Annotated in this window: 24 protein-coding genes; 7 read left to right on the top strand and 17 right to left on the bottom strand. The window is 61.2% G+C overall.

The genetic code is table 11. The features are described from left to right. The first annotated feature begins 194 nt into the window (after positions 1-194). Together aroQ and IE188_RS07865 are read left to right on the top strand one after the other, a co-directional pair. On the top strand, positions 195-638 hold the full coding sequence (gene aroQ, locus IE188_RS07870) for a type II 3-dehydroquinate dehydratase (RefSeq protein ID WP_191285899.1): 444 nt from the start codon (positions 195-197) through the stop codon (positions 636-638). Between the two features lie 5 nt (positions 639-643). Next, on the top strand, positions 644-1,399 hold the full coding sequence (locus IE188_RS07865; RefSeq protein ID WP_191285898.1) for a helix-turn-helix transcriptional regulator: 756 nt from the start codon (positions 644-646) through the stop codon (positions 1,397-1,399). Positions 1,400-1,854: 455 nt separating this feature from the next. Here IE188_RS07865 and tsf read toward each other — a convergent pair whose 3' ends face one another. After that, positions 1,855-2,730: a translation elongation factor Ts gene (gene tsf / locus IE188_RS07860; protein ID WP_191285897.1), complete on the bottom strand. Its 876-nt coding sequence runs from the start codon at positions 2,728-2,730 to the stop codon at positions 1,855-1,857. 121 nt (positions 2,731-2,851) lie between these two features. Beyond that, entirely contained in the window at positions 2,852-3,634 is a 783-nt protein-coding gene (gene rpsB, locus IE188_RS07855) for a 30S ribosomal protein S2 (protein ID WP_191285896.1), read from the bottom strand. Between the two features lie 305 nt (positions 3,635-3,939). On the opposite strand from rpsB, the gene IE188_RS07850 reads away from it, so the two are divergent. After that, positions 3,940-4,836: a PfkB family carbohydrate kinase gene (locus IE188_RS07850; RefSeq protein WP_191285895.1), complete on the top strand. Its 897-nt coding sequence runs from the start codon at positions 3,940-3,942 to the stop codon at positions 4,834-4,836. Next, positions 4,833-5,741, top strand: coding sequence for a pseudouridine-5'-phosphate glycosidase (locus tag IE188_RS07845; RefSeq protein ID WP_191285894.1), 909 nt, complete (start codon positions 4,833-4,835; stop codon positions 5,739-5,741). Before IE188_RS07850 ends, IE188_RS07845 begins: the two co-directional genes overlap by 4 nt. A 31-nt stretch (positions 5,742-5,772) precedes the next feature. Here IE188_RS07845 and ctrA read toward each other — a convergent pair whose 3' ends face one another. Together ctrA and sciP are read right to left on the bottom strand one after the other, a co-directional pair. After that, a complete protein-coding gene (ctrA, locus tag IE188_RS07840; RefSeq protein ID WP_191285893.1) occupies positions 5,773-6,486 on the bottom strand; it encodes a response regulator transcription factor CtrA in 714 nt (237 codons plus the stop codon). Between the two features lie 99 nt (positions 6,487-6,585). After that, the gene (gene sciP / locus IE188_RS07835) at positions 6,586-6,864 is read right to left on the bottom strand and encodes a CtrA inhibitor SciP (protein ID WP_191285892.1); all 279 of its coding nucleotides are present in this window, start codon (positions 6,862-6,864) and stop codon (positions 6,586-6,588) included. 125 nt (positions 6,865-6,989) lie between these two features. Between sciP and mnmA the strand changes: the two genes are divergently transcribed. Together mnmA and IE188_RS07825 are read left to right on the top strand one after the other, a co-directional pair. Then, entirely contained in the window at positions 6,990-8,144 is a 1,155-nt protein-coding gene (gene mnmA, locus IE188_RS07830; protein ID WP_229836606.1) for a tRNA 2-thiouridine(34) synthase MnmA, read from the top strand. A gap of 94 nt (positions 8,145-8,238) precedes the next feature. Beyond that, on the top strand, positions 8,239-8,727 hold the full coding sequence (locus IE188_RS07825) for a DUF2059 domain-containing protein (protein ID WP_191285891.1): 489 nt from the start codon (positions 8,239-8,241) through the stop codon (positions 8,725-8,727). Between the two features lie 29 nt (positions 8,728-8,756). Here IE188_RS07825 and lpxB read toward each other — a convergent pair whose 3' ends face one another. The 13 genes from lpxB to pyrH all read right to left on the bottom strand — a co-directional run bounded on the left by lpxB (position 8,757) and on the right by pyrH (position 21,557). Beyond that, a complete protein-coding gene (gene lpxB / locus IE188_RS07820; protein WP_191285890.1) occupies positions 8,757-9,932 on the bottom strand; it encodes a lipid-A-disaccharide synthase in 1,176 nt (391 codons plus the stop codon). Further along, positions 9,929-10,744, bottom strand: a complete 816-nt coding sequence (locus tag IE188_RS07815) for an LpxI family protein (protein WP_191285889.1) — start codon at positions 10,742-10,744, stop codon at positions 9,929-9,931. The genes lpxB and IE188_RS07815 overlap by 4 nt, the downstream gene beginning before the upstream one ends. Before the next feature lie 9 nt (positions 10,745-10,753). Continuing rightward, positions 10,754-11,563 (bottom strand): acyl-ACP--UDP-N-acetylglucosamine O-acyltransferase, encoded by an 810-nt coding sequence (gene lpxA / locus IE188_RS07810; protein WP_191285888.1) that lies wholly within the window; start codon positions 11,561-11,563, stop codon positions 10,754-10,756. Positions 11,564-11,566: 3 nt separating this feature from the next. Continuing rightward, a complete protein-coding gene (gene fabZ / locus IE188_RS07805) occupies positions 11,567-12,034 on the bottom strand; it encodes a 3-hydroxyacyl-ACP dehydratase FabZ (protein ID WP_191285887.1) in 468 nt (155 codons plus the stop codon). 80 nt (positions 12,035-12,114) lie between these two features. Then, a complete protein-coding gene (locus IE188_RS07800; protein WP_191285886.1) occupies positions 12,115-12,825 on the bottom strand; it encodes an OmpH family outer membrane protein in 711 nt (236 codons plus the stop codon). A gap of 13 nt (positions 12,826-12,838) precedes the next feature. Continuing rightward, on the bottom strand, positions 12,839-15,193 hold the full coding sequence (gene bamA, locus IE188_RS07795) for an outer membrane protein assembly factor BamA (RefSeq protein WP_191285885.1): 2,355 nt from the start codon (positions 15,191-15,193) through the stop codon (positions 12,839-12,841). A gap of 265 nt (positions 15,194-15,458) precedes the next feature. Continuing rightward, complete coding sequence (locus IE188_RS16835; RefSeq protein ID WP_268246017.1) at positions 15,459-15,587, bottom strand: hypothetical protein; 129 nt, start codon at positions 15,585-15,587, stop codon at positions 15,459-15,461. 117 nt (positions 15,588-15,704) lie between these two features. Beyond that, positions 15,705-17,045, bottom strand: coding sequence for an RIP metalloprotease RseP (gene rseP, locus IE188_RS07790; protein ID WP_191285884.1), 1,341 nt, complete (start codon positions 17,043-17,045; stop codon positions 15,705-15,707). A gap of 34 nt (positions 17,046-17,079) precedes the next feature. After that, the gene (gene dxr, locus IE188_RS07785; protein ID WP_191285883.1) at positions 17,080-18,270 is read right to left on the bottom strand and encodes a 1-deoxy-D-xylulose-5-phosphate reductoisomerase; all 1,191 of its coding nucleotides are present in this window, start codon (positions 18,268-18,270) and stop codon (positions 17,080-17,082) included. Between the two features lie 13 nt (positions 18,271-18,283). Further along, positions 18,284-19,102 (bottom strand): phosphatidate cytidylyltransferase, encoded by an 819-nt coding sequence (locus IE188_RS07780; RefSeq protein WP_191285882.1) that lies wholly within the window; start codon positions 19,100-19,102, stop codon positions 18,284-18,286. 136 nt (positions 19,103-19,238) lie between these two features. Continuing rightward, entirely contained in the window at positions 19,239-19,988 is a 750-nt protein-coding gene (locus tag IE188_RS07775; RefSeq protein ID WP_191285945.1) for an isoprenyl transferase, read from the bottom strand. Between the two features lie 46 nt (positions 19,989-20,034). After that, positions 20,035-20,601: a ribosome recycling factor gene (gene frr, locus IE188_RS07770; RefSeq protein WP_191285881.1), complete on the bottom strand. Its 567-nt coding sequence runs from the start codon at positions 20,599-20,601 to the stop codon at positions 20,035-20,037. A 182-nt stretch (positions 20,602-20,783) separates the two neighbouring features. After that, positions 20,784-21,557, bottom strand: coding sequence for a UMP kinase (gene pyrH, locus IE188_RS07765; protein ID WP_191285880.1), 774 nt, complete (start codon positions 21,555-21,557; stop codon positions 20,784-20,786). Positions 21,558-21,692: 135 nt separating this feature from the next. On the opposite strand from pyrH, the gene miaA reads away from it, so the two are divergent. Beyond that, a complete protein-coding gene (miaA, locus tag IE188_RS07760) occupies positions 21,693-22,604 on the top strand; it encodes a tRNA (adenosine(37)-N6)-dimethylallyltransferase MiaA (RefSeq protein WP_191285944.1) in 912 nt (303 codons plus the stop codon). Positions 22,605-22,677: the final 73 nt, after the last annotated feature.

Here is a 22,677-nt window from a genome sequence, read left to right as displayed (position 1 = left end):
CTTCGGACGGGAGAGTGACATTCCTGAATTGCTCATGGGTGACATTTTAGCTTTGCGGCTACACGCCCTTATCACGCATAATCGGTATTATGTGTTATTAAACCCAATTTTCGAGAACCTGTCGCCAAACACTGTTCCCGCTCGACTTTTCTTGTGTTTCCGGCAAATAATGCGCCGAGAAGAAGGAAATTTCTATGACGTCCCTGCTAATCCTGAACGGCCCCAACCTGAACCTGTTGGGGAAACGTCAGCCCGAGGTCTATGGACACACCAGCTTGGCGGATATCGAGGATCTGTGCCGTAGGCATGCCAAAATCTGCGATATCAGCTGTGACGTCTTTCAAAGCAATCACGAAGGTGCGCTGATTGATCGGATCCATGCAGCCCGCGATGCGTATGACGGGATCATTCTGAACGCGGGCGCCTATACACACACTTCCGTCGCGATCATGGATGCCGTGGCCTCGGTCGATGTCCCCACCGTCGAAGTGCACCTGTCGAACATCCACGCCCGGGAAGCGTTTCGCCATCAAAGCTATCTGGCCCGTGTCGCCATCGGTCAGATTTGCGGCTTCGGCGCGCAGGGTTATCTTCTGGCGATCGACGCGCTTGTTGCGCATCTTGATCGCAAGGCCTGATCTGGATGGATCATCTGCTCGATTACGTGTCCAGAGTGTGTGAAAGCACATCCATTGCCGAATTGTGGGACATCCATTGCGCCGCAATGAAAGAGTTTGGCTTTGACCGACTGGTTTATGGCTGCACGCATTTCACCACACCAACCTCGTTGGGCCCGCGCGAAGATGCGTTGATCCTGTCGTCGCATCCGCCCGAATATGTCAAGCTGCTGTATTCCGAAGACGAGCTGTACCGCCATTCGCCGATGATCGAATGGGCCTCGAACAACAGCGGCGCATGCAGTTGGTCCTGGGTCCACCAGAACGCCCACAGGCTGTCGGAAAAAGGCTTGAAAGTGCGCGAAATCAATCGCCAGATGAATGTCACTGCCGGTTATACCATTTCGTTCCCGGTGTCGGCGAAACAGGCGCGCGCAGTGATGGCGTTGACCGCCCAAGCCGGGCTGAGTCAGGACGAGGTCGATCGGATCTGGGTCAGTGATGGCAAAGAGATCGAGATGATGAACCATGTGGCACATCTGAAGATCATGTCCCTGCCCCATGAAACCGCCCGCGCCAGATTGTCGAGCCGCCAACGCGAGGTGCTGGAATGGGTCGGCACGGGCAAGACCAATCAGGACATCGCGACCATCATGGGCGTGTCGCCCGCCACGGTCGAAAAACACCTGCGAATCGCCCGCGAGAAGTTGGGTGTCAACACCACGGCGCAGGCGATTCTAAAGATCGCTTACCTGAATCAGATTCGCTCGCCTCACAGTTGAGCAATTCTAGGTGTGCGAACCTATCAGCAACAAAATTGCGAGATTGTCGACCGCTTGCGAACAAAAGATCACAAGATATTGACCATACGGTAGGGAAACCCTGACTTCCCTTCGGCGGATTTTTGCGGCATGATGTAACTGTTCCGTGAGTGGTGGCTTTGAAGCCGTTGGAACTTGAAGGGGTGGACGTACTGCGATTTCAGACAACGTCTCATTCTTCCGGGAAACCGGGAGCTGGTGCTGATGGAGTATTCATACCAAAGGCACCAGCAACCTAATCACCGGAACTCCTAGAAAGAAAAGCACTTGTCCCGTGCGGTTCTTTGCGGCGTCAACCTTCCCGTTGGCGCCGCATCTCGTTTTCGCCCGCCTGCCGCGACATGATGAGAAATCAAATCGCTTCACGAAAAAAGGACCGGTTGCCCGGCCCTTTCTTGATCTCGTTTGTGACCAGATCAGCCTTGAACGGCGGCGGCCACTTCTGCGGCGAAATCGGCTTCTTCTTTCTCGATCCCCTCGCCCACTTCCATGCGGACATAACCGACAATCTCGGCGCCGGCCTCTTTGGCGGCGGCTTCGACGGTCAGGTCGGGGTTGATCACGAAGTCCTGCCCCAGAAGGGTGACTTCGGCCAGGAATTTCTTCATCCGACCCTTGATCATGTTCTCGATGATGTTTTCGGGCTTGCCGCTTTCGCGGGCTTGCTCGGTCAGGATGGTGCGCTCTTTCTCGACGACCGCTGCATCCAGCTCGGCTTCGTTCAGTGCCTGCGGGTTGGCGGCGGCAATGTGCATTGCGACCTGACGGCCAAACTCTTCCGAGCCACCGTTCATCGCAACCAGAACGCCGATTTTGCCCATGCCGTCGGCAGCGGCGTTGTGGACATAGGTCACAACGCTGTCACCCTCGACCGATGCCATGCGGCGCAGCGACATGTTTTCGCCGATGGTGGCGATCTTGTTGGTGATCGTGTCCGCAACAGACTTGCCATCCAGATCGGCGGCGTTCAGCGCGTCCAGATCGTCCACATGCAGGGCCGCATTCGCGATACCCGAAACCATCTTCTGGAACTCAGCGTTTTTCGCGACAAAGTCGGTTTCCGAGTTCACTTCGACAGCCACGCCCTTGCCACCGGCCACGGCCACGGCGACCAGACCCTCGGCAGCGGTGCGACCGGCCTTCTTGGCGGCTTTGGCCAGACCTTTGGTGCGCAGCCAGTCGACGGCCGCGTCCATGTCGCCATCATTTTCGACCAGTGCCTTTTTCGCGTCCATCATGCCGACGCCGGTGGATTCGCGCAGTTCTTTGACGAGTGCAGCAGTGATTGCCATATCTCAGCTCCTTGGTGTGTCGGGGCGGGGCGCGCGCGGAACGATTCGGCCGCCACCTTGCCCGGATCAATTCTGTGACAAGACGCGGGGCAAATCACCCTGCCCCGCTCGTGCACGACGCTTATTCGGCCGTGGCAGCTTCCTGGGCGGGCTCGGCAACAGCTTCTTCTGCCGGCGCCTCTTCCATCGCGCCGATGTCGACGCCGGCGGCGCCAAGCTGGGCCGACATTCCGTCAAGGGCCGCGCGCGACGCCAGATCGCAGTAAAGCGCGATGGCGCGGGCTGCGTCGTCATTGCCCGGAATGATGTAATCCACGCCTTCCGGCGGGCAGTTGGTGTCGACCACGGCCACAACCGGGATGCCCAGCTTGTTGGCTTCGGCGATGGCCAGGGCTTCTTTTTTCACGTCGATGACGAACAGAAGGTCCGGCACGCCACCCATTTCGCGAATGCCGCCCAGCGACGCTTGCAGTTTTGCCTGCTCGCGTTCCATGCCCAGACGCTCTTTTTTGGTCAGGCCTTCGGCACCATTCGCCAGCTTGTCGTCATAATCCTTCAGACGATTGATCGACTGCGACACGGTCTGCCAGTTGGTCAGCGTGCCACCCAGCCAGCGGTGGTTCATGTAATACTGGGCCGATTTCTCGGCAGCTTCGGCAATTGCGCCAGCGGCCTGGCGTTTAGTGCCGACGAACAGAACGCGGCCACCCTTGGCGACAGTCTCGCGCACGGCATTCAGCGCGGCGTCCAGCATCGGCAGGGTTTGCGTCAGGTCGAAAATGTGGATCCCGTTGCGTTCACCATAGATGAACGGTGCCATACGGGGGTTCCAGCGTTGGGTCTGGTGACCAAAGTGAACGCCAGCTTCAAGCAGCTGACGCAGCGAAAAATCAGGCAGCGCCATGTTCTTTTCCTTTCCGGTTTCTACCTTGACGGGGCCTAACGAGCGGTTCATGTCCCTGTAATCGCGCCACTTTTGACGGCATCAACACATGGTCATTCCCCGGCTCAACCGGCGGACGTCCGAGGATGTCTCCCTCATCAGCCCAACCCCGCCTGTGGATTGATGGGGGGCGTATAGACCCCCGCCCGCCCCCTGACAAGCCCAAAACGCAGGGTATTTGCCATATTCCGTTGGTTTCAACCGCGTGACAAGCGGGCGACAGATCGGCTCTTGTGTCGCGGCGTGTTCCTCGGCAAAGAGGAAGCATGACGATGACGCATGACATTCTTTGCATCGGGTCCGTGTTGTGGGACGTGATCGGGCGCACGCAGCATGCGATGCGGATCGGGTCGGATGAACCGGGCCGGATCACGCGCCTGCCGGGGGGCGTTGCGATGAACATCGCGATGACGGCGCAGCGGTTTGACCTGCGCCCCGCCCTTCTGACCGCCATCGGGCGCGATGCGGAAGGCGAAGAGCTTCTGGCCGAGTGCGGCGCGCGCGGTATGGTGACACGCTATGTTCACCGCCCTTCAGGCCTGCCCACTGATGTCTATATGGCGATCGAAGGCCCCCAGGGCCTGGTCGCAGCGATCGCGGATGCCCATTCGCTCGAAGCAGCCGGTGACGCGATCCTGACACCGCTGGAGGACGGCACGCTCGGGTCGTCCAAGGCGCCATATACCGGGGTGATTGCGTTGGATGGAAACCTGACGCTGGCGTTGCTGACTGACATTGCCCGGCGACCCAGCTTTGCCGCTGCCGATCTGCGCGTGGCGCCCGCCAGCCCCGGCAAGGCGCGACGCCTGGCCCCATTGATGGCCCACCCGGGCGCCACGCTTTATGTCAACCGGGAAGAAGCCGGATACCTGGCCAATCAGTCTTTCGACAACGCGCTTGAAGCGGCCGAAGGGCTGCTGGCAGCGGGGGCCAACCGAGTGCTTGTCACCGATGGGGGCAGTTTCGCGGCCGATGGAAGCAAGACGCACGGCGTGATCCAGACCCCCTGCCCCGCGGTCCGCGTCCGTCGCATTACCGGGGCGGGAGACACCTTCATGGCCGCACATATTGCGGCTGAAATCGCGGGCAAGGCGCCAGCCGATGCCCTGTCACATGCCCAACATACCGCCGCCCATTATGTTTCGGGAGAAGACGACACATGACCCTACCCCTTCATTTCTCGGACGAGGTCGCCAATGCCCGCGCCCACGGCCAGCCCATCGTTGCGTTGGAAAGCACGATCATCACACATGGCATGCCGTGGCCCCAGAATGTCGACACGGCCCGCGAAGTTGAAATGCTGATCCGCGACAACGGCGCGATTCCGGCAACCATCGCGGTGCTTGATGGCAGGTTGCATATCGGCCTGTCCGATGACGAACTGGAGACTCTGGGTCAGGCGCAGGACGTGGCCAAACTGTCACGCGCCGACCTGGCCGCTTGCATTGCCACCGGCGGCACCGGGGCGACGACGGTTGCGGCCACGATGATCGCGGCCCACCTGGCCGGGATCGAGGTCTTTGCCACTGGTGGTATCGGCGGGGTCCATCGCGGCGCGGAAGACAGTTTCGACATCTCCGCCGACTTGCAGGAACTGGCAAAGACCCCGGTGACCGTGGTGGCGGCCGGTGCCAAGGCCATTCTGGACATTCCCAAGACTCTCGAAGTGCTCGAAACGCTGGGCGTGCCGGTGATCGCTTTCGGTCAGGCAGAGTTCCCGGCGTTCTGGTCTCGCTCGTCCGGCTTGCCCGCGCCCTTGTCGATGGAGGATCCGGTCCAGATCGCGCAGGCCATGAAAACACGTACGGCGATGGGCCTGGCCGGAGGGCATCTGGTGGCAAACCCGATCCCGGCGGCAGATGAAATCCCCACCGAGGTGATCACCCCGGTGATCGAGGACGCCCTTGCCGCCGCCCACGACAAGGGTATCGCGGCCAAGTCGGTGACACCCTTTCTGCTGGATCGCATCTTTCACGCGACCGAGGGCGCGTCGCTTGTCGCCAATGTCGCGCTGGTCAAGAACAATGCGCGCCTTGCCGCGCGCATCGCCCGGGCCTTGGTCCGCTGAAACAGCTTTTCGACCGCGGCGGCGTGGCGGTTCAGGCCCCCATCGCGATCTTGGCATCCAGTTCAGCCGGCTCGGGGTCGCGCAAGACATATCCACGCCCCCAGACGGTTTCGATATGGCTGTCGCCGCCCGTCGCCGTGGCCAGTTTCTTGCGCAGCTTGCAGATGAACACGTCGATGATTTTCAGTTCCGGTTCGTCCATGCCGCCATACAGGTGATTCAGGAACATTTCTTTCGTCAGGGTTGTGCCCTTGCGCAGGGAAAGCAGCTCCAGCATCTGGTATTCCTTGCCGGTCAGGTGCACCGTGCGCCCGTCCACATCGACGGTCTTGGCATCCAGATTCACGGCGATCTGCCCGGTCTTGATTACCGATTGCGAATGGCCTTTCGACCGGCGGATGATCGCGTGAATGCGGGCAATCAGCTCCTCCCGGTGAAACGGCTTCGTCATGTAGTCGTCAGCACCGAACCCGAATCCCTTGATCTTGTTTTCGGTGTCATCGGCTCCGGAGAGGATCAGGATCGGCGTTTCCACCCGTGACATGCGCAGCTGGCGCAGAACCTCATGCCCGTTCATGTCAGGCAGGTTCAGGTCCAGGAGGATCAGGTCGTAATCATAGAGCTTGGCCAGATCGACCCCTTCTTCGCCCAGATCGGTTGCATAGACATTCAGATTGGCATGGGTCAGCATCAATTCGATGCTGCGCGATGTTGTCGGGTCGTCTTCCACCAAAAGGATACGCATGTTTCGGGTTCTCCGCTTAAAAGTCCTGGTATTCGCACTCAGCATCTCGTGAAATGGTTAACCACACGTTACCCATGCAGAACTTTTAGCGAAAACAATCTATGGTTGTCTATACCTTTGTAGCGATGTCGCCTTCAGCGCGGCTTCGCCGTGGGTGGACACGGCCCTGACCCATTCGTCCAGTTCTTCGGGCGACAAGGCATAGAGCTCCTGCGCATCTTTTTCCGAGATCAGTCCCGACAGCACGCCGCGCACCACCGCAGCCTTGCGGCTGGCCACCCAACGGCGGGTGGTCCTGGGGGGCAGATCAGCGCGCGTCATGATCGACCCGTCCGGCAGGGTCACAGCCCGTGGCCCTTCAACTTTTTTCAGATACATATCCAGCCCTCACGTCTTGGTCTGGCACGATTTTCGGCGCTTAGGCTTAAAGAGAGGTGAAGCTGCCCCTTGTTGTTCATTCGAATTTTCATATATTCCGACCTTCTTCTGGAAAGGATCTGGTCATGTCCACGACCGTGAAAATGCAAGACACCCCGGTGTTGAACTCGCTCGGCTTCGCCAAACCACCGGCCGAGACCCGTGTCGTTGTGGCGATGTCAGGCGGTGTGGACAGCTCGGTCGTGGCCGCGATGTTGGCCGAAGAAGGTTATGACGTGATCGGCGTCACATTGCAGCTTTATGACCACGGCGCAGCCCTGGCCAAGAAGGGCGCCTGTTGCGCCGGCATCGACATTCACGACGCCCGCCATGTTGCTGAAAGTATGGGATTTCCGCATTACGTGCTGGATTATGAAAACATCTTTCAGGACGCCGTGATTGAAGAGTTCGCCGACAGCTATCTTGGGGGCGCCACCCCCGTGCCCTGCATCCGTTGTAACGAGCGGGTGAAGTTCAAGGACTTGCTGGAAACCGCGCGCGATCTGGGGGCCGATTGCATGGCCACCGGGCATTACATCCAACGCGCCATTGGGCCTGCCGGGCCTGAATTGCACCGGGCCGCCGACCCTGCGCGTGATCAAAGCTATTTCCTGTTTTCGACCACACCGGAGCAGTTGGAATACCTACGTTTCCCATTGGGCCATCTGAAAACCAAGGATGAAACCCGTGCGCTGGCGCGCAAATACGGGCTTGAGGTCGCGGACAAACCCGACAGTCAGGACATCTGCTTCGTGCCGGACGGCAACTATGCGGGCGTGATCGAAAAACTGCGCCCCGGTGCGGCTGAGCCGGGCGAGATCGTCCATGCCGACGGGCGCGTGCTGGGCCAGCACGAGGGCGTCATTCACTACACGATCGGACAACGGCGCGGCCTTGGGATTGGCGGCCTGTCCGAGCCGCTTTACGTGGTGAAACTGGACGTGGACGCAAAGCAGGTCGTCGTCGGCCCGAAGGAAATGCTGGCCACCCGCACCGTGCCTGTGCGCGAGATCAACTGGCTGGGGGACGAGCCGTTCACCGCCCGCAAGGAATGGCATATGGGTGTCAAGATCCGCTCAACCCGCCCTGCGCGCGAGGCGATCATTCGCCCGATTTCAGAGACCGAGGCAGAGGTCGAACTGTTGACCCCGGAAGAAGGTGTCAGCCCCGGGCAGGCCTGCGTCTTCTATGCCCCCGACGGGCCGCGCGTCTTCGGAGGGGGCTGGATCTGGCGTGGCTAAGCGCCGATTTGGTGCGATGACTTGACCAAAGCCATTGTGTCCCGGACCGCGCGTTGGGAAGATCGTGGCACATACAGACCGAAAGGATCATTCCATGCGCCATCTCCTCTCTGCCATCGCCGTATCGGCGGCCCTTGTCACGCCTGTTCAGGCTGAAGAAACCTATGAACAACGGTTGGCGTTGGCCACGGGCTATATTGACGCCACGCTGGAAGACATCGACATGGCGGCGATGATCAAGACCATGTGGCAGCCGATTGTCAATGACATCAAAAGCAAGGGCATCCCCCTGAACGACGACCAGATTGCGCGCATCAACCAGTTGTATCAGGACGAGATGACCGGCCCGATGTACGAGATCATGCGCGATCAGGCCGCCGTGATGGCCGAACTGTTCACCTTTGACGAGATCAAGGCGATCCGCGATTTCTATGCCACCGATCTGGGGCGTTCGGCGATGAGCAAACTGCCGCAGGTGACAGAGCGCCAGACCCCGATTGTGTTGAAGCTGATGCAAGAGAAGATGCCCGAAATCATCCCGAAGGTTCAGGCGATCCTGAGCGAAGGGGCCACGGCGCAGTAAGCACGCATGTCTGTGGCGGGGTGCGTCCGTCAGGTCGTGCGCGCCCGCGCCACCGCGTCCAGAACCGAGCGCGCCGCCCGAAGCCCCGGCGCCTCGCCCCCCCGGCCCAAACGATCCATGGTCAGGGCCATCGCCTCATTCTGGGCCGCAGGGTCAGCCAGCGTCGCCAAAAGAGCGGGCGCGATCCGGTCGGGTGTGCACTCTGCACCTAAAAACTCGGGCACGGTCCGTGTCTCAGAGACAAGATTGACCAGCGTCACTGTGTCCACCCGCAGCAACCGCCCGATCAGAACCCGGCTGAGCCAGTTCATGTCATAGGCGATCACCATCGGGGTCGCGGCGGCTGCCAGCTCCAGCGAGACCGTGCCTGACGCGGCCAGCGCCACGTCCGCCGCCCGGAAGGCCGCGCGTTTCAGGTCGGGCTGATCGGCTGGAATCAGGATCGGCTTAACCAGCCAGTTGGCCGTCAGATCGCGTACCAGAGCCTCGACACCCTGCGCCACGGGCAACGCGACCGACATCTCGGGATGCGCGCGTGCCACACGTCCCAGTGTGTCGCCAAAGCGGTCGGCCAGCCGTGTCACCTCGCCCTTGCGCGATCCGGGCAGCGCAAGCACCAGCGGCCCGGTGCCGATCTGGTGATGATCGCGGAACGCCTGTGCTTCGGCCTCGGTCGCGATGGGATCGGCCACAACCGGATGGCCCACGAAATCGCAGCTCATCCCGGCGGCTTCCATATAGGGAGGCTCGAACGGCAACAGCGCCAGCACATGGTCGATCCATTGCGCCATCTTCTCGGCCCGCTTGGGACGCCACGCCCAGACCGAAGGTGCCACGTAATGCACCGTGGGTATGTCACGCCCGAAGGTCAGCCCCTCGACCTCGCTTTCCTTGACGATGCGTGCGACGCGCAGGCAGAAATCGGGGCTGTCGATGGTGATCAGCACGTCAGGGTTGGCTTCTATCACCGCCTGCGCGGTTTCACGGATGCGGCGTTTCAGGTGGAAATATTTCGGCGCAACTTCGGCGATGCCCATGATCGACAGCTCTGACATGGGAAATAGCGACCGCAGCCCCTGCCCCTGCATCTCAGAGCCTCCGATGCCCAGAAATTCGACCGGATCGACGAGGGTTTTCAGGCCCGCCATCAGGGCCGCGCCCAGCCGGTCGCCGGAAGGTTCGCCCGCGATCAGGAACACTTTCACGGCGCATCCCCCCGCACGTCCAGAAACAGATCGAACTCATGCACAAGCCGTTCGACCTCGTCCTGATCCATCACAATCACACCGCCTGCGGGAATGACGATGCCCCCCAGCCCCGCCTGCGCGACCGCCGTGATCGTCGCCGGGCCGATGGTGGGAATGTCCATGCGCCCATCCTGTCCTGGTTTGGGGCGTTTCACGAACACGCCACGCGCGCCTTGCTTTAGGTGTTCCGGTGTTTCGCCCACGAACCGCAGCAAGGCGTCGGTGCCCTGGATGGTCTCGATCCCCAGACATTGTCCACCCGCGACCACCGCGCCTTGCGCCAGATCTTCGCTGACCAGCGTGTCCAAAATGGACCAGCCGCGATCGGCATCATACCGGTCCTGATCGCTTGGTGTGCGTCCGATGATGGTCGCATCAAGGCTGAGCCCCTGCGTCACATCGGTCGCGGCCACAACATCGAAGCCTTGTTCTTCGAACACCTCGGCGACCAGACGCAAAAGCGCGTCGTCGCCCTTGCCCAGCACCGCCTTGACCCGTGGAAACAGGCCCAGCGTCACGCGGTCCATCCGCAACGGGTTCAGCTTGGGCCGATCGACCTTGCCGGCAAACACCACCCGCCCGACCCCTGCCCCACGCATCGCCTTGAACAGCGCGCCCAGCTTTTCATAACTCGCCTCGACCAGATCGTGACCCTCGGGCGCATCCACCTCAACGCCCTTGATGGTCACGAACAGCGCGCCGGGATTGCTGGCAGCAATGCGGTGCGGCAGGTCTCCGGTTCCGGCGATGATGGCAAGGCGGTCGGTCATCGCGGCACGCTATTTCGGGGTCAGAAAGCCACGGTCGCTGTCGCCGGTGACAAAGGCGATCAACTCGCGGACATAATCGCTGTCGGCCCCATCAGCCAAACCCGCCGCGCGGTCGCGAAACGATCCTTCGCCGGTCCTGAGCGTCTGAAATGCTGCCCGCAACGCCGCAATGTCCGCCCGCGCAACACCACGCCGCTTCAGCCCCACAAGGTTCAGCCCGTCCAGTTCGCCGCGCGGGCCTTGCACCAAACCGTGCGGCACCACATCCGCCGTGACCATCGACAAGGCGCCGATGATGGCGCCACGGCCAATGCGAATCCATTGGTGCAGACCGGACAAGCCGCCGACGATCACATCATCTTCAATGACCACATGACCGGCCACGGCGACATTGTTGACCAAAATGACATTGTTGCCGATCTGCGCGTCATGGGCGACGTGACAGCCCGCCATGAACAGCCCGTCATCCCCGATCCGCGTGACATAGCCACCGCCCGCCGTGCCGGTGTTCATCGTCACATGCTCGCGGATGCGGTTGCGTTTGCCGATGATCAGGCGCGTATCCTCGCCCGAGAATTTCAGATCCTGCGGGATCTCGCCGATCACCGAGAACGGAAAGATCACGGTGTCGTCGCCCACCTCGGTGTCGCCAGTGATCACCACATGGGATTTCACCTCGACCCCCGCGCCCAGTCGAACCTGTGCCCCGATCACGCAGAACGGACCGATCCGGCAATCGGGTCCGATCCTGGCCCCATCTTCGATGATCGCGCTGGCATGCACCAGAGCCGTCGGGTCAACGCCCCCATTGTCGGCCATCGGTCAGCCTTTCCCGCCGGTCACATCAATCATCGCCATGAAGGTTGCCTCGCAGGCCAGTTCATCGCCAACCATCGCGCGCCCGTCGAATTTCCAGACCTTCGCGCCGCCGCGAAGGGTGGTCACATGCAGCTCCAGCACATCGCCCGGCACCACCTTGCGGCGGAACTTGGCGCTGTCGATGCCCATGAAATAGACCACCGCCCCCGAGCCGACCAGCCCCAACGACAAGGACACCATGACCGCAGAGGTCTGCGCCATCGCCTCGATGATCGTGACCCCCGGCATGATCGGCAGACCGGGAAAATGGCCTTGAAAATGAGGCTCGTTCATCGTGACCATCTTGATGCCCTTGGCAAATTCCTTGGCGCGGATATCTTCGACCCGGTCCACCAGCAAGAACGGATAGCGGTGGGGAATGCAGTCCTGGATCAGTTGGATATCGGCGGTGCTGGGCACGTCTGATGTCATGGTCACGTCCTTCACATAAAGGGCTCTTGGCGGCCCGGCTCTTTCTGACTAGCAGTCTGGTGGGGCTGAAACAATTGCAATCAGTTGTCGGTGGATGTCCCATCCGGGGTCGCATCGCCCAACGGAAACGCGGGCATTTCTGGCGTTGGCTGATCCGGGCGCGCGGCCTCTCCCGCAGGGGTTGAAGGCGCATTGTCCGGCAGATCGCTGCCATCCCCCAGCACCTGGTCGATGCGTTCCACGGCCAGTTTGGTGATGTCGATGTTGCGCGTGGTCAACAGGATGGCCCGCCGGTCCAGGATCACCACCGCCCCCAGTTCCCGCACCAATTGCCCGAGGATCGGGCCGATCCGGTCAAAAAACGCAGCCTGTTCACGCTCCAGTGTGCCGACGAATTCCTGCTCGCGCTCGGTGCCTTCCGTGCGCAAGGCCTGAACTTTCGCGTCAAATGCCTTGGCAAGTTTGCGGAAATCTTCGGGCGACATGCTGTCCCGCTTTTCGGTCAACTCGCGTTCTTCCTTGACCAACGCCTCTTCGACCTTGCGCGTCTCGTTGGCCAGCCGCACCCGTTCGGCTTCGACCGTTTCGACCACTCGGCGCCCATATTGCGTGTCAGAGAACAGACTTTGCCGGTCAATCGTAACGATCTGGGACACGACGCCGCCAGCCTGCTGCTGGGCATTGCCCGGTGCGGGCAGCACGCCAATCCCGACCATCACGATCAGGACCAGCGCGCCCATACGCCCGGTGAAATGGCGCCGCAAACCGCGCTTTGCACGTTGCGGCGCCATCCAGGACAATGGATCAGAACTGGGCCGAGATCGTAAGTTCGAAGTTGTTTTCTTCGTCATATTCTTCCTTGGCCAGCACGTGCGAGAAGTTGAACCGAAGCGGGCCAATCGGCGTGTCCCAGAAAATCGACGCCCCGATCGAAGAGCGCAGATGCGCGCTGTCATCAATCGCACCGCCCAACGTGTCGTCCAGCCCCCACAGCGAGCCTGCATCCACGAACACACCACCGGTGATGCCGTATTCTTCGGGCAGACCCAGCGGGAACTGCGCCTCAAGCCGGGCAACCGCGAACATATTGCCGCCAAGCGTGTCCTGATTGGCTGCATCAAGATCGCGTGGGCCAATGCCGTTGGTGGAAAAACCGCGCAGCTTGGACGGGCCAAGCCGGAACCGGTCGGTCACACGGGACGACCCGCCATCAAGACCGTGCAGGATCCCGCCTTCGACCGTTGCCGTCAGTGTCACCTGATCGTTCCAGACCTTGGTCTGGGCCTGCGCAAGGGCGGTGGCACGTGCATACTGGTAATCCGCGCCAAATCCGCCGATGTCACCGTCGAACTGAAGCAGATAGCCCCGGTTCGGGTCCAACCCGGTGCGCCGGGTATCGTAGCTCCAGGTAAATCCGACGCCCGCGCCAACCTGCCGCCCGCGCGCGCTTTCGTTCTTCAGGATTTGCGAACTGCCTGCATCCACATCAGTGATTTCCGCCCCATCGCCATAGACGCGCAGTCCGATCCGGGAATACTCGCTGATCGGAAAAGCGATCGACGGCCGCAGCGCGAGCGAGCGTGTGTTGTAGAAAGACGACGCAAAGGCCGTTTCCTGATAGTAAGCCTCGAATCCAAGCTCCAGATCGCGGTCCAGGAAATTCGGTTCGGCAAACTTGAACGAGAAGCTGGACGAATCTTCGCCGCTGGAATAACTGGCGCTGATGAACTGGCCACGACCAAGGAAGTTGCGTTCGCGGAAGGCAACGCTCAGGCCGAACCCGTTCTCAAGGCTATAGACACCGCCAAAGCTGAGCGATCCGGTTGGCGCCTCTTCGACGTCCACGTCGATCACCACCTGATCGGGCGCCGACCCCTCGCGCGCCTCGACATTCGAGTTCGAGAAATAGCCAAGCGCGCGCACGCGTTCAGCAGCTTCGCGGATTTCGCGCGGGTTGAACGGGTCGCCTTCGACGACACGGAACTGGTTGCGCACCACCCGGTCCAGCGTGGTGGCGTTGCCTTCAATGTCGATCCGTTCGACGATGATGCGCGGCCCGCGCACCAGAACCAGGTCGATGTCCAGCGTGCGCGCGCGTTCGTTGCGAGTCACACGCGGTTCGACCCGGACAAAATCCAGCCCGTTTCGAATGGCCAGCCGCTCCATCCGCGCAATGGCGTTTTCCATCAGCGCCGGGCTATAGACCACGCCCGACCGAAGCTTGTGCACACCCTGATATTCGGCGGCGTTCACATTGTTCACCTCGGACGAGGTGGTGATCTTGCCAAAGCGGAATTGCTGGCCTTCCTGCACCGAGAAGGTGATGAAGAACGCATCCCGCTCGCGCGAAAACTCACTGGTCACGCCGGTCGTCTTGAAGTCGATGTAACCGCGCGACAGGTAGAAATCGCGCAACACCTGCTTGTCGAACTCGATCCGTTCGGGCGCATAGCTGTCCGCCCGAATGAGCGCGCGCAGGATGCCGGCCTGTTTGGTTTCCAGCACACGACGCAGGCGGCTGTCGGAAAACTGGCGGTTGCCGACGAAAGACAGGCGCTCGACCTCGACATTCTTGCCTTCAACCACTTCGAACACCACGTCGACACGGTTGTTCGAGCGACGGATGATCTTCGGCGTGACCGTGGCGGCCAGACGACCTTGGGCCTGATATAGCTCGGTGATGGTCTGAACGTCCATTTCGGCGTTTGATGGGCTAAAGACCTGCCGCGGTTGCGATTTCAGCAGCGGCGTGAACACGTCGTCCTTGACCTTGCGGTTGCCTTCAACCGAAACCACGTTGATCGTGGGATATTCGCGCACCTTGACGACCAGTGTGTTGCCGCGCGGCAGGATCTGCACGTCCTCGAACAGGCCGGAGCCGACAAGACGCTGGTAACCGTCGTTCAGCTGGGCGGCCGACACGGCCTCGCCCTGGGCGATTCCCAGATAGGACAGGATGGTGGCGGCTTCAATCCGCTGGGTGCCTTCGATCTCGATCCGCTGAAAGGCATAGGTCTGGGCAACTGCAACCTGCGGCACCGTGACCGTAAACCCCGAAAATGCCAGAAAAAATGCAACGCCGCCACTGGTCAACAGACCTTTTGCCCCGCGTCCGGTTGTTTTGAAATGGTTGCTGCTCAACCTCGTGTCAAATGCCATCGCTTATTCTTTCCCCAGACATCCCAGTGCCAATGTGGATAAGCGGTTGCGGCGGTCTTGTCAAAGCGCGAAACCAGACTTTCGAAGGGGGGCGAAGTGGTGCCAATGCGTCGGGGATCTGCCCCCATCCGGCACGGGGCAGGATTGCCCCTGTTTTCTGTCGGGCAGGCAAAACAAAACCCGCGCGTAGACAGGCCACGGCGGGTCAGGAAAGTCACGTACCGGATCATCCACCCGGGCCGGTACGCGAACATCTGTGCAAAGCTTACATCACGCTGTGAAGGGCCGCGCTCAGCCCCAGAGCGGCGGCGATGGCGGCGGCAAAAAAGAAGCGGTCCCAGTTCAGGTCAACCAGAACAGCAAAGGCGTTCGTTCCGTGGTTTGTCCGGCCCATGCCGATCCCTTTCTTGTCGAGTCACTGTTACGATCGCGTTAAGGATAGAAAGGGATTGCGGCGTTTCCACTTCAGAAATGTGGCAAGAATGTGGCGTTCGCGGATCGCGACCCCCGTCTAGGGGCAGAACAGGTCATTGGTGACCCCGAACACCATCAGCGACAACACCAAAGACAAGCCGATCGCCAGAAGAACGTTCAGCACCTTGTCGGATGGTGGTTTGCCGGTCACCGCCTCCCAGGCGTGAAAGACCAGATGTCCCCCATCCAGAACCGGAATGGGAAACAGGTTCAGAAGCCCGATCGCGGTGGACAGCATGGCGATGAAGCTGATGAAGCTCGTTGCGCCCAACGACGCCGCCTGCCCCGACACCTGCGCGATGCCAATCGGCCCGGACAGGTTGCAGCTTGAGATCGCGCCGGTGATCATGTGCCACAGCCCCGACAGGCTGGCCCGAATGATATAGACCACCCGTTCGGCGCCGGACACGACGCTTTCCCAGACTCCGGGGGTGCGCGTTGCCGGTTCGAACACCATGCCCGAAGTGATGCCGATCAACCACCGGGTTTCAAACCCGCCATCGGCGCTGGGAATGTCCTGTCGGCGCGGGGTCAGCGTGACCTCCATCGGGGTGCCATCGCGCACGATCCCCAAGGTCAGAGGCGATCCGTCCCCATTCACCACGATCTCGCGCAGGGTGTTGAAGGTCGGTACTGTGACCCCGTCCACCGTGGCGATGAAGTCGCCTTCCTTCAGCCCGGCATCAATGGCCGCGGATTTCGGGCTGACCGATCCGACAAGCGCGGGGAACGGATGGGTTGCGACCAGGTCGATCACCCGCCCGTCACGCCGGACACGATAGTCAATCATGGCGGTGTCCGGCAGCTTTTCCACCAGCGTGCCGAACTCGGCCAGCGGGGGTGTTTCGATCCCGGCAATCGACAGGATCTCGTCCCCCGGCTTCAACCCGTCTTCCATACCCGGCACGTTCAGTGGGGTGGCCACCGACAACGGGTCGCGCGCCACGCCCGTGGCCAGCGCCAGACCCGCAAAGATCAGAATCGACAGGATGAAATTGAACACCGGACCCGCTGCCACCGTGGCCGCCCGCGCCCACAGGGGCGCACCATGCATGGTATGGCGACGTTCCTCGTCGCTCATCGCGGCCATCGCATCCTCATCCGCACTGCCCGAGGCGACATTGGCATCGCCACGAAATTTCACATATCCACCAATGGGAAAGGCCGCGATCTGCCAGCGCGTTCCGTGCCGGTCCATCTTTGACGCCAGCACCGGCCCCATCCCGATCGAGAACACATCCGCCTTGATGCCGGACCAGCGCCCGACGATGTAATGACCGTATTCATGCACCGCGACGATCACCGTCAGGGCTGCCAGGAACGCCAGGATCGTGAAGGCAAGGTTTCCGAAATCGGGAAGCAACCCGGTCAGTTCCATGGAAGGTCTCTCCTGCTCTTGTTTGGCCGGCCGCTCAGGCAGCGGTGCGCGTGTCGATGATCTGGCGGGCGGTTCTGCGTCCCATTTGGTCGGCGGCACGGACATTATCAAGGGTCATCGCGCCTTGCATCAGGGTCACATCCGCGTCAAGGCGATGAAGGACCTGTTCGACAACTCGCGCCATGTCCATGAACCCGATGGTCCCGGCGATGAACGCGTCAAGGGCTTCTTCTTTCGCGGCATTGAAAATCGCGCCGCACAACCCGCCGGTCTCCATCACCTCGCGCGCAAGGCGCAGGGCGGGGTATCGGGCTTCGTCGGGGGCGCGAAATTCCAGCGTGGCGATCCGGGCAAGGTCCAGCCGCTCCACCGGCAGATCGCGCCGGTCGGGCCAGTGCAACGCGTAGCCGATGGCATGGCGCATATCGGCTGCCCCCAGATGCGCCATCAGCGCCCCGTCGTTGAAACCGACCAGCGCGTGAACAAGGCTTTGCGGATGGACGACGACCTCGATCTGAACGGGGTCAAAGCCAAAATATTCTTTTGTCTCTATGACTTCCAGCGCCTTGTTGAACATCGACGCGCTGTCGATCGTGATACGCTGCCCCATGTCCCAGTTTGGATGCGCGCTGGCCTGTTCCAACGTGGCCTGTGCAAGCCTGTCCAACGGCCAGTCGCGAAACGCCCCGCCCGAAGCGGTGATGATCACCCGTTCGACCGCGCCCATATCCTCGCCCACCAACCCCTGGAACAACGCCGAGTGTTCGCTGTCCACCGGCAGGATGCGTGCGCCATGGGCCTTGGCGGTCGACATGATCAATGGCCCCGCCGTCACCAGGCTTTCCTTGTTTGCCAGCGCCAGCGTGGCCCCGGCCTCAAGCGCGCGCAACCCGGGCACAAGCCCCGCAGCCCCGACAATCGCTGACATCACCCAATCGGCGGGACGGGTGGCAGCCTCGGCGATGGCGGTTTCTCCGGCAGCGGCTTCGATTCCGGTGCCGGACAAGGCGTCACGCAGGGCGGGCAGATTGTCCTCATACGCAGTGATGGCGATCTCGGCGTCCAGACGGATCGCATCATGCGCCAGACGCGCCACGTTATGCCCGCCGGTCAGCGCCACCACGTCATACGCGTCGGGGTCGCGGGCGATCAAATCCATCGTCGATTGCCCGATCGACCCGGTTGCCCCGAAGATCGAGACCCTGCGCTGTGCTGTCGCTGTCATTTGCCCTGCCTCGTTATCCGGCCTGCACCACAAGCGATGATACCCCGATCAGAACGAGCAACACCGCCGCCGCACCAATCATCGCGTCGAACCGGTCCAGCACCCCGCCGTGACCGGGGATAAGGTTCGAACTGTCCTTCACGTTCATCTTCCGCTTGATCGCGCTTTCCGCGATGTCGCCCATCTGCCCGGCAAAAGCAATCAGCGGGGCAAACATGGCTTCGGTCGGCGTGAACACCCCGAACCCTGCCCCGGCCAGACCGATCAACATCGCCCCGACCCAACCGGCCACCGTGCCGGACCATGTTTTCTTGGGGCTGATCCGCGGCCAGAACTTTGGCCCGCCCACCATCCGCCCGACAAAGTACCCCGCAACGTCGGACATGATGATGATCAGAAGGAACCAGATCAGCACCTCGCCCGGTCCCATCGAGATGAAGCCCAGCCCGGCCAGCATGATCACGCCACCATAACCCAGAAACAGCAAACGCCGGGTCTTGATCAGCACGCCCCCCACGATCAGCGGCAGGAAGAGAAGCAGAGTTTTCAAAGACAAAAGCTGCCCTTCCGGATCCGACGCATCGAAGCCGAAACTAGCGATGAAAACGGCCATTGCCGCCAGCGCGCCCAACAGAACGAACACCCAGACGGGTGCGGGTTGCAAAAGACGCGCAAATTCGGCGATGCACAGGCCGATCACCACGGCGATCAGGGTCAGAAAGACCGGATCCCCCAACGCGATGGCCCCGATCGCAATGGCAGCCATGGCGATGGCAGACAGGACGCGCGGTGCCAGATCAGACCATTTCGATGAGGGTTTTTCATGTGTCATGCGGGGTTTATGACATTGGTGCGGGGCGCCCTCAAGCGGTTGATCGGGTCAGACGGCCGGAACAGGCCCGCGTGGCTGAAATGCCGCGCCAAAAGCGATCTGCAGGGAATACGGGCGAAAGATCAGGACGCAGCGATCATTCGGCGGCGGTTTCGACCGCCCCAAAACGCCGCTCGCGCCCGGCAAAACGATCCACCACATCGGCAAAGACCTCGGCCGAGAAGTCGGGCCAGAGCGTGTCGATGAACTCATACTCCGCATAGGCGGATTGCCACAGAAGAAAGTTCGAAATCCGCGCCTCGCCCGACGTGCGGATCACAAGATCAGGATCGGGTAAAACGCAAGTATCCAAATAACTTGCAAGCGTTTGTTCATTCACGCTTTCGGGGTCCAGCTGCCCGGCCGCTACATCCAGCGCCATGCGGCGCGTGGCGCGTGCCACCTCGTCCCGGCCACCATAGTTCAGCGCGATGGTCAGGTGCACGCGGTCATTGCCCCCGGTCATCTCTTCAAGTTCGTTCATCAGGGCGATCAGCTTCTTGTCCAGCCGGTCGCGATCCCCAATGAACCGCACCCGCACCCCTTCGGCCAGCAGCGCGCGCGCCTCTTTCTGGATATAGCGGCGAAACAGGCTCATCAAACCGGCAACCTCGGTCTGGGTCCGCTTCCAGTTCTCGGTTGAGAAGGCAAAGATCGTGATGTATTTCACACCCAGATCCGGGCAGGCTTCGACAATCTCGCGCACCCGCTTGGCGCCCGCATGATGGCCGAACAGCCGGGGCTTGCCACGGCGTTGCGCCCAACGGCCATTGCCATCCATGATGATGGCAACGTGATCCGGCGACTTATGCGCCTTCTCGTCCTTGTCCGCGGCTTTTCTGCCCATCGACACGCCCAATTCTGCTTGTTCGATCACTTATCGCCCGGTTGGGTCAGACCTGCATGATCTCTTCTTGTTTTACCTCAAGAGCCTTGTCGACGTTACCAACAAATTTATCTGTCAGGCTCTGCACTTCATCATGCCAGAATTTGTGATCATCTTCACTCATTCCGTCATTTTTTGCCTTTTTAAGCTGTTCCATGCCATCGCGGCGCACGTTGCGGATCGAAACACGCGCATGTTCGGCATATTGCGCGGCGACACGGGTCAGTTCGCGGCGACGTTCTTCGTTCAATTCCGGGATCGGCAGCATGATGATCGTGCCATTCAGCTGCGGATTGATCCCCAGCCCGCTTTCCCGGATCGCTTTTTCAACCGCGTTGACCAGCCCCTTGTCCCACACGTTGATCGTGACCATGCGCGGCTCCGGCACGTTCACCGTGCCCACCTGGTTGATCGGCGTGCGCTGCCCATAGGCGTCAACCATGATCGGTTCCAGCATCGAGGCCGAGGCCCGGCCCGTCCTGAGCGACGCAAACTCCGTCCTGAGCGCGGCGATTGCCCCTTCCATCCGGCGTTCCAGATCACCCATATCCAGTTCAAATTCTTCGTTTGCCATCGTCTGGCTTCCCCTTGTCTTCGTCTCGGACGTCAAACCGAGCGTCTTTCGCCCGGTATAACGCCACCGCCCATAGGATGTATAGGTCCGGTTCGCCGGACCTTGCACGGTGTTTCAATCATTGGCGAAAAATCGCCCCGACAATCTCGCCCCCCACTGGCGCTTGCAATACATGCAATGGGTCAGTTGCCCACGCGGGTATAGGTGCCTTTGCCGGATAGGATCCCCCGGAAGCCCCCCGGTTCATCCAGCGAAAAGACGATGATCGGCAGGTTGTTGTCACGCGCCAGCGCGATCGCCGAGGCGTCCATCACCCCCAACCGGTTGGCCAGCACATCATCATAGGACACGTTGTCAAAGCGCACCGCATCGGCGTTCTTGACCGGATCCTTGTCATAGACACCATCGACCTTCGTTCCCTTGAAGATCGCCTCGCAAGCCATTTCATTTGCACGCAAAGTTGCCGCTGTATCCGTGGTGAAATACGGGTTGCCGGTGCCGGCGGCAAAGATGCAGACCCGTCCTTTTTCAAGGTGACGCACGGCGCGGCGGCGGATGTAGGGTTCGCATACCTGATCCATCGGAATGGCCGAGATCACACGCGTGAACACCCCCAGGCTTTCCAGTGCCGACTGCATCGCAAGGGCGTTCATCACCGTCGCCAGCATCCCCATGTAATCGGCCGTGGTCCGCTCCATCCCCTGGGCCGAGCCTTGCAGCCCGCGGAAAATGTTGCCGCCACCGATCACCATGCAGATCTCGACCCCCATGTCGTGGACCGACTTGACCTCTTGCGCGATGCGTTCAACGGTAGGCGGGTTCAGGCCAAATCCCTGATCCCCCATCAGGGCCTCGCCCGAGATTTTCAACATGACACGGTTATAGGTCGGTTGCGGGGCGTCTGCGTCCGTTTCTGACGCCGTCTTGCCCGAAACCCCTGAGGCCTGATCACTCATCGGTTGCCACTTTCTGGTTGTCGTGATTGTTTTGGGCAAAATGACCGATCAAGGCACATTATTCAATGCGCGATCCGCGTCGTTCTTTAAAAAAGCCCGTTCCAGGGCGCCATCCGGATGAAAGCCGACCGACCCATGCCTGTGCCCCATGCCCAGACCCGTATTGACATCGACCGCCTGGCCCGCGCGGTCCCTCGTGACCAGCCGGTGTTGATCGCCGGGCCGACCGCATCCGGGAAATCCGCGCTGGCCATGGCAATTGCCGAGGCCTCGGGCGGGGTCATCGTGAATGCCGACGCGCTTCAGGTGTTTGACAATTGGCGGGTGTTGACGGCCCGCCCCTCGGCGCAGGATGAGGCCCGCGTGCCGCATCGGCTTTATGGCTATGTGCCGCGCAATTATCCGTTTTCGGCGGGTCATTGGCTCAGGGATCTGCGGCCGATCCTGTCCGGCCCGGATCGCCCGATCATCGTCGGCGGCACCGGCCTGAACCTGAGCGCCCTGACCGAAGGGCTAGCCGACATCCCGCTGACCCCGCCCGAAATCCGTGTCGAGGGCGCGCATCGAATGGCCCAGGGCGGTTTGCCCGCGCTTCTGGCCGATCTGGACCCCGCGACACGCGAGCGGATCGACCCGCAAAACCCCGCCCGCGTTGCCCGCGCGTGGGAGGTGCAGCGCACCACCGGTCGCGGCCTGGCCAGTTGGCAGGACGACACGCCGCCGCCCCTGCTGCCGCTGGCCGAGACCTGCCCGTTTGTGATGCATGCTGATCGCGACTGGCTGCGCGACCGCATCGCGCAGCGGTTCGATGTGATGCTGGAACAGGGCGCGCTGGAGGAAGCACGCGCCAATCTCGACACCTGGAACCCCCGCGATCCAAGCGCGAAGGCCATCGGCGCCGCCGAACTGATCGCGCATGTGAAGGGCGACCTCTCTCTGGACGAGGCACGCGTTCGCGCCATCATCGCCTCGCAGCAATATGCCAAGCGGCAACGAACGTGGTTTCGCAAACGCATGGGCAACTGGAGGGTGATTCCCCTGCCCTGACTGGAATGCAGCGGCCGGAACGCCGTTAACCGTCACCATATCCGCACCAATCCGCGGAAAACCACGCATTTGT

The sequence above is a fragment of the Aliiroseovarius zhejiangensis genome (genome assembly GCF_014656375.1).
Taxonomy (GTDB): Bacteria; Pseudomonadota; Alphaproteobacteria; order Rhodobacterales; family Rhodobacteraceae; genus Aliiroseovarius; species Aliiroseovarius zhejiangensis.
The sequence above is the reverse complement of the archived record's forward strand: the minus strand, read 5'-3'. Positions and strand labels throughout refer to the sequence as shown.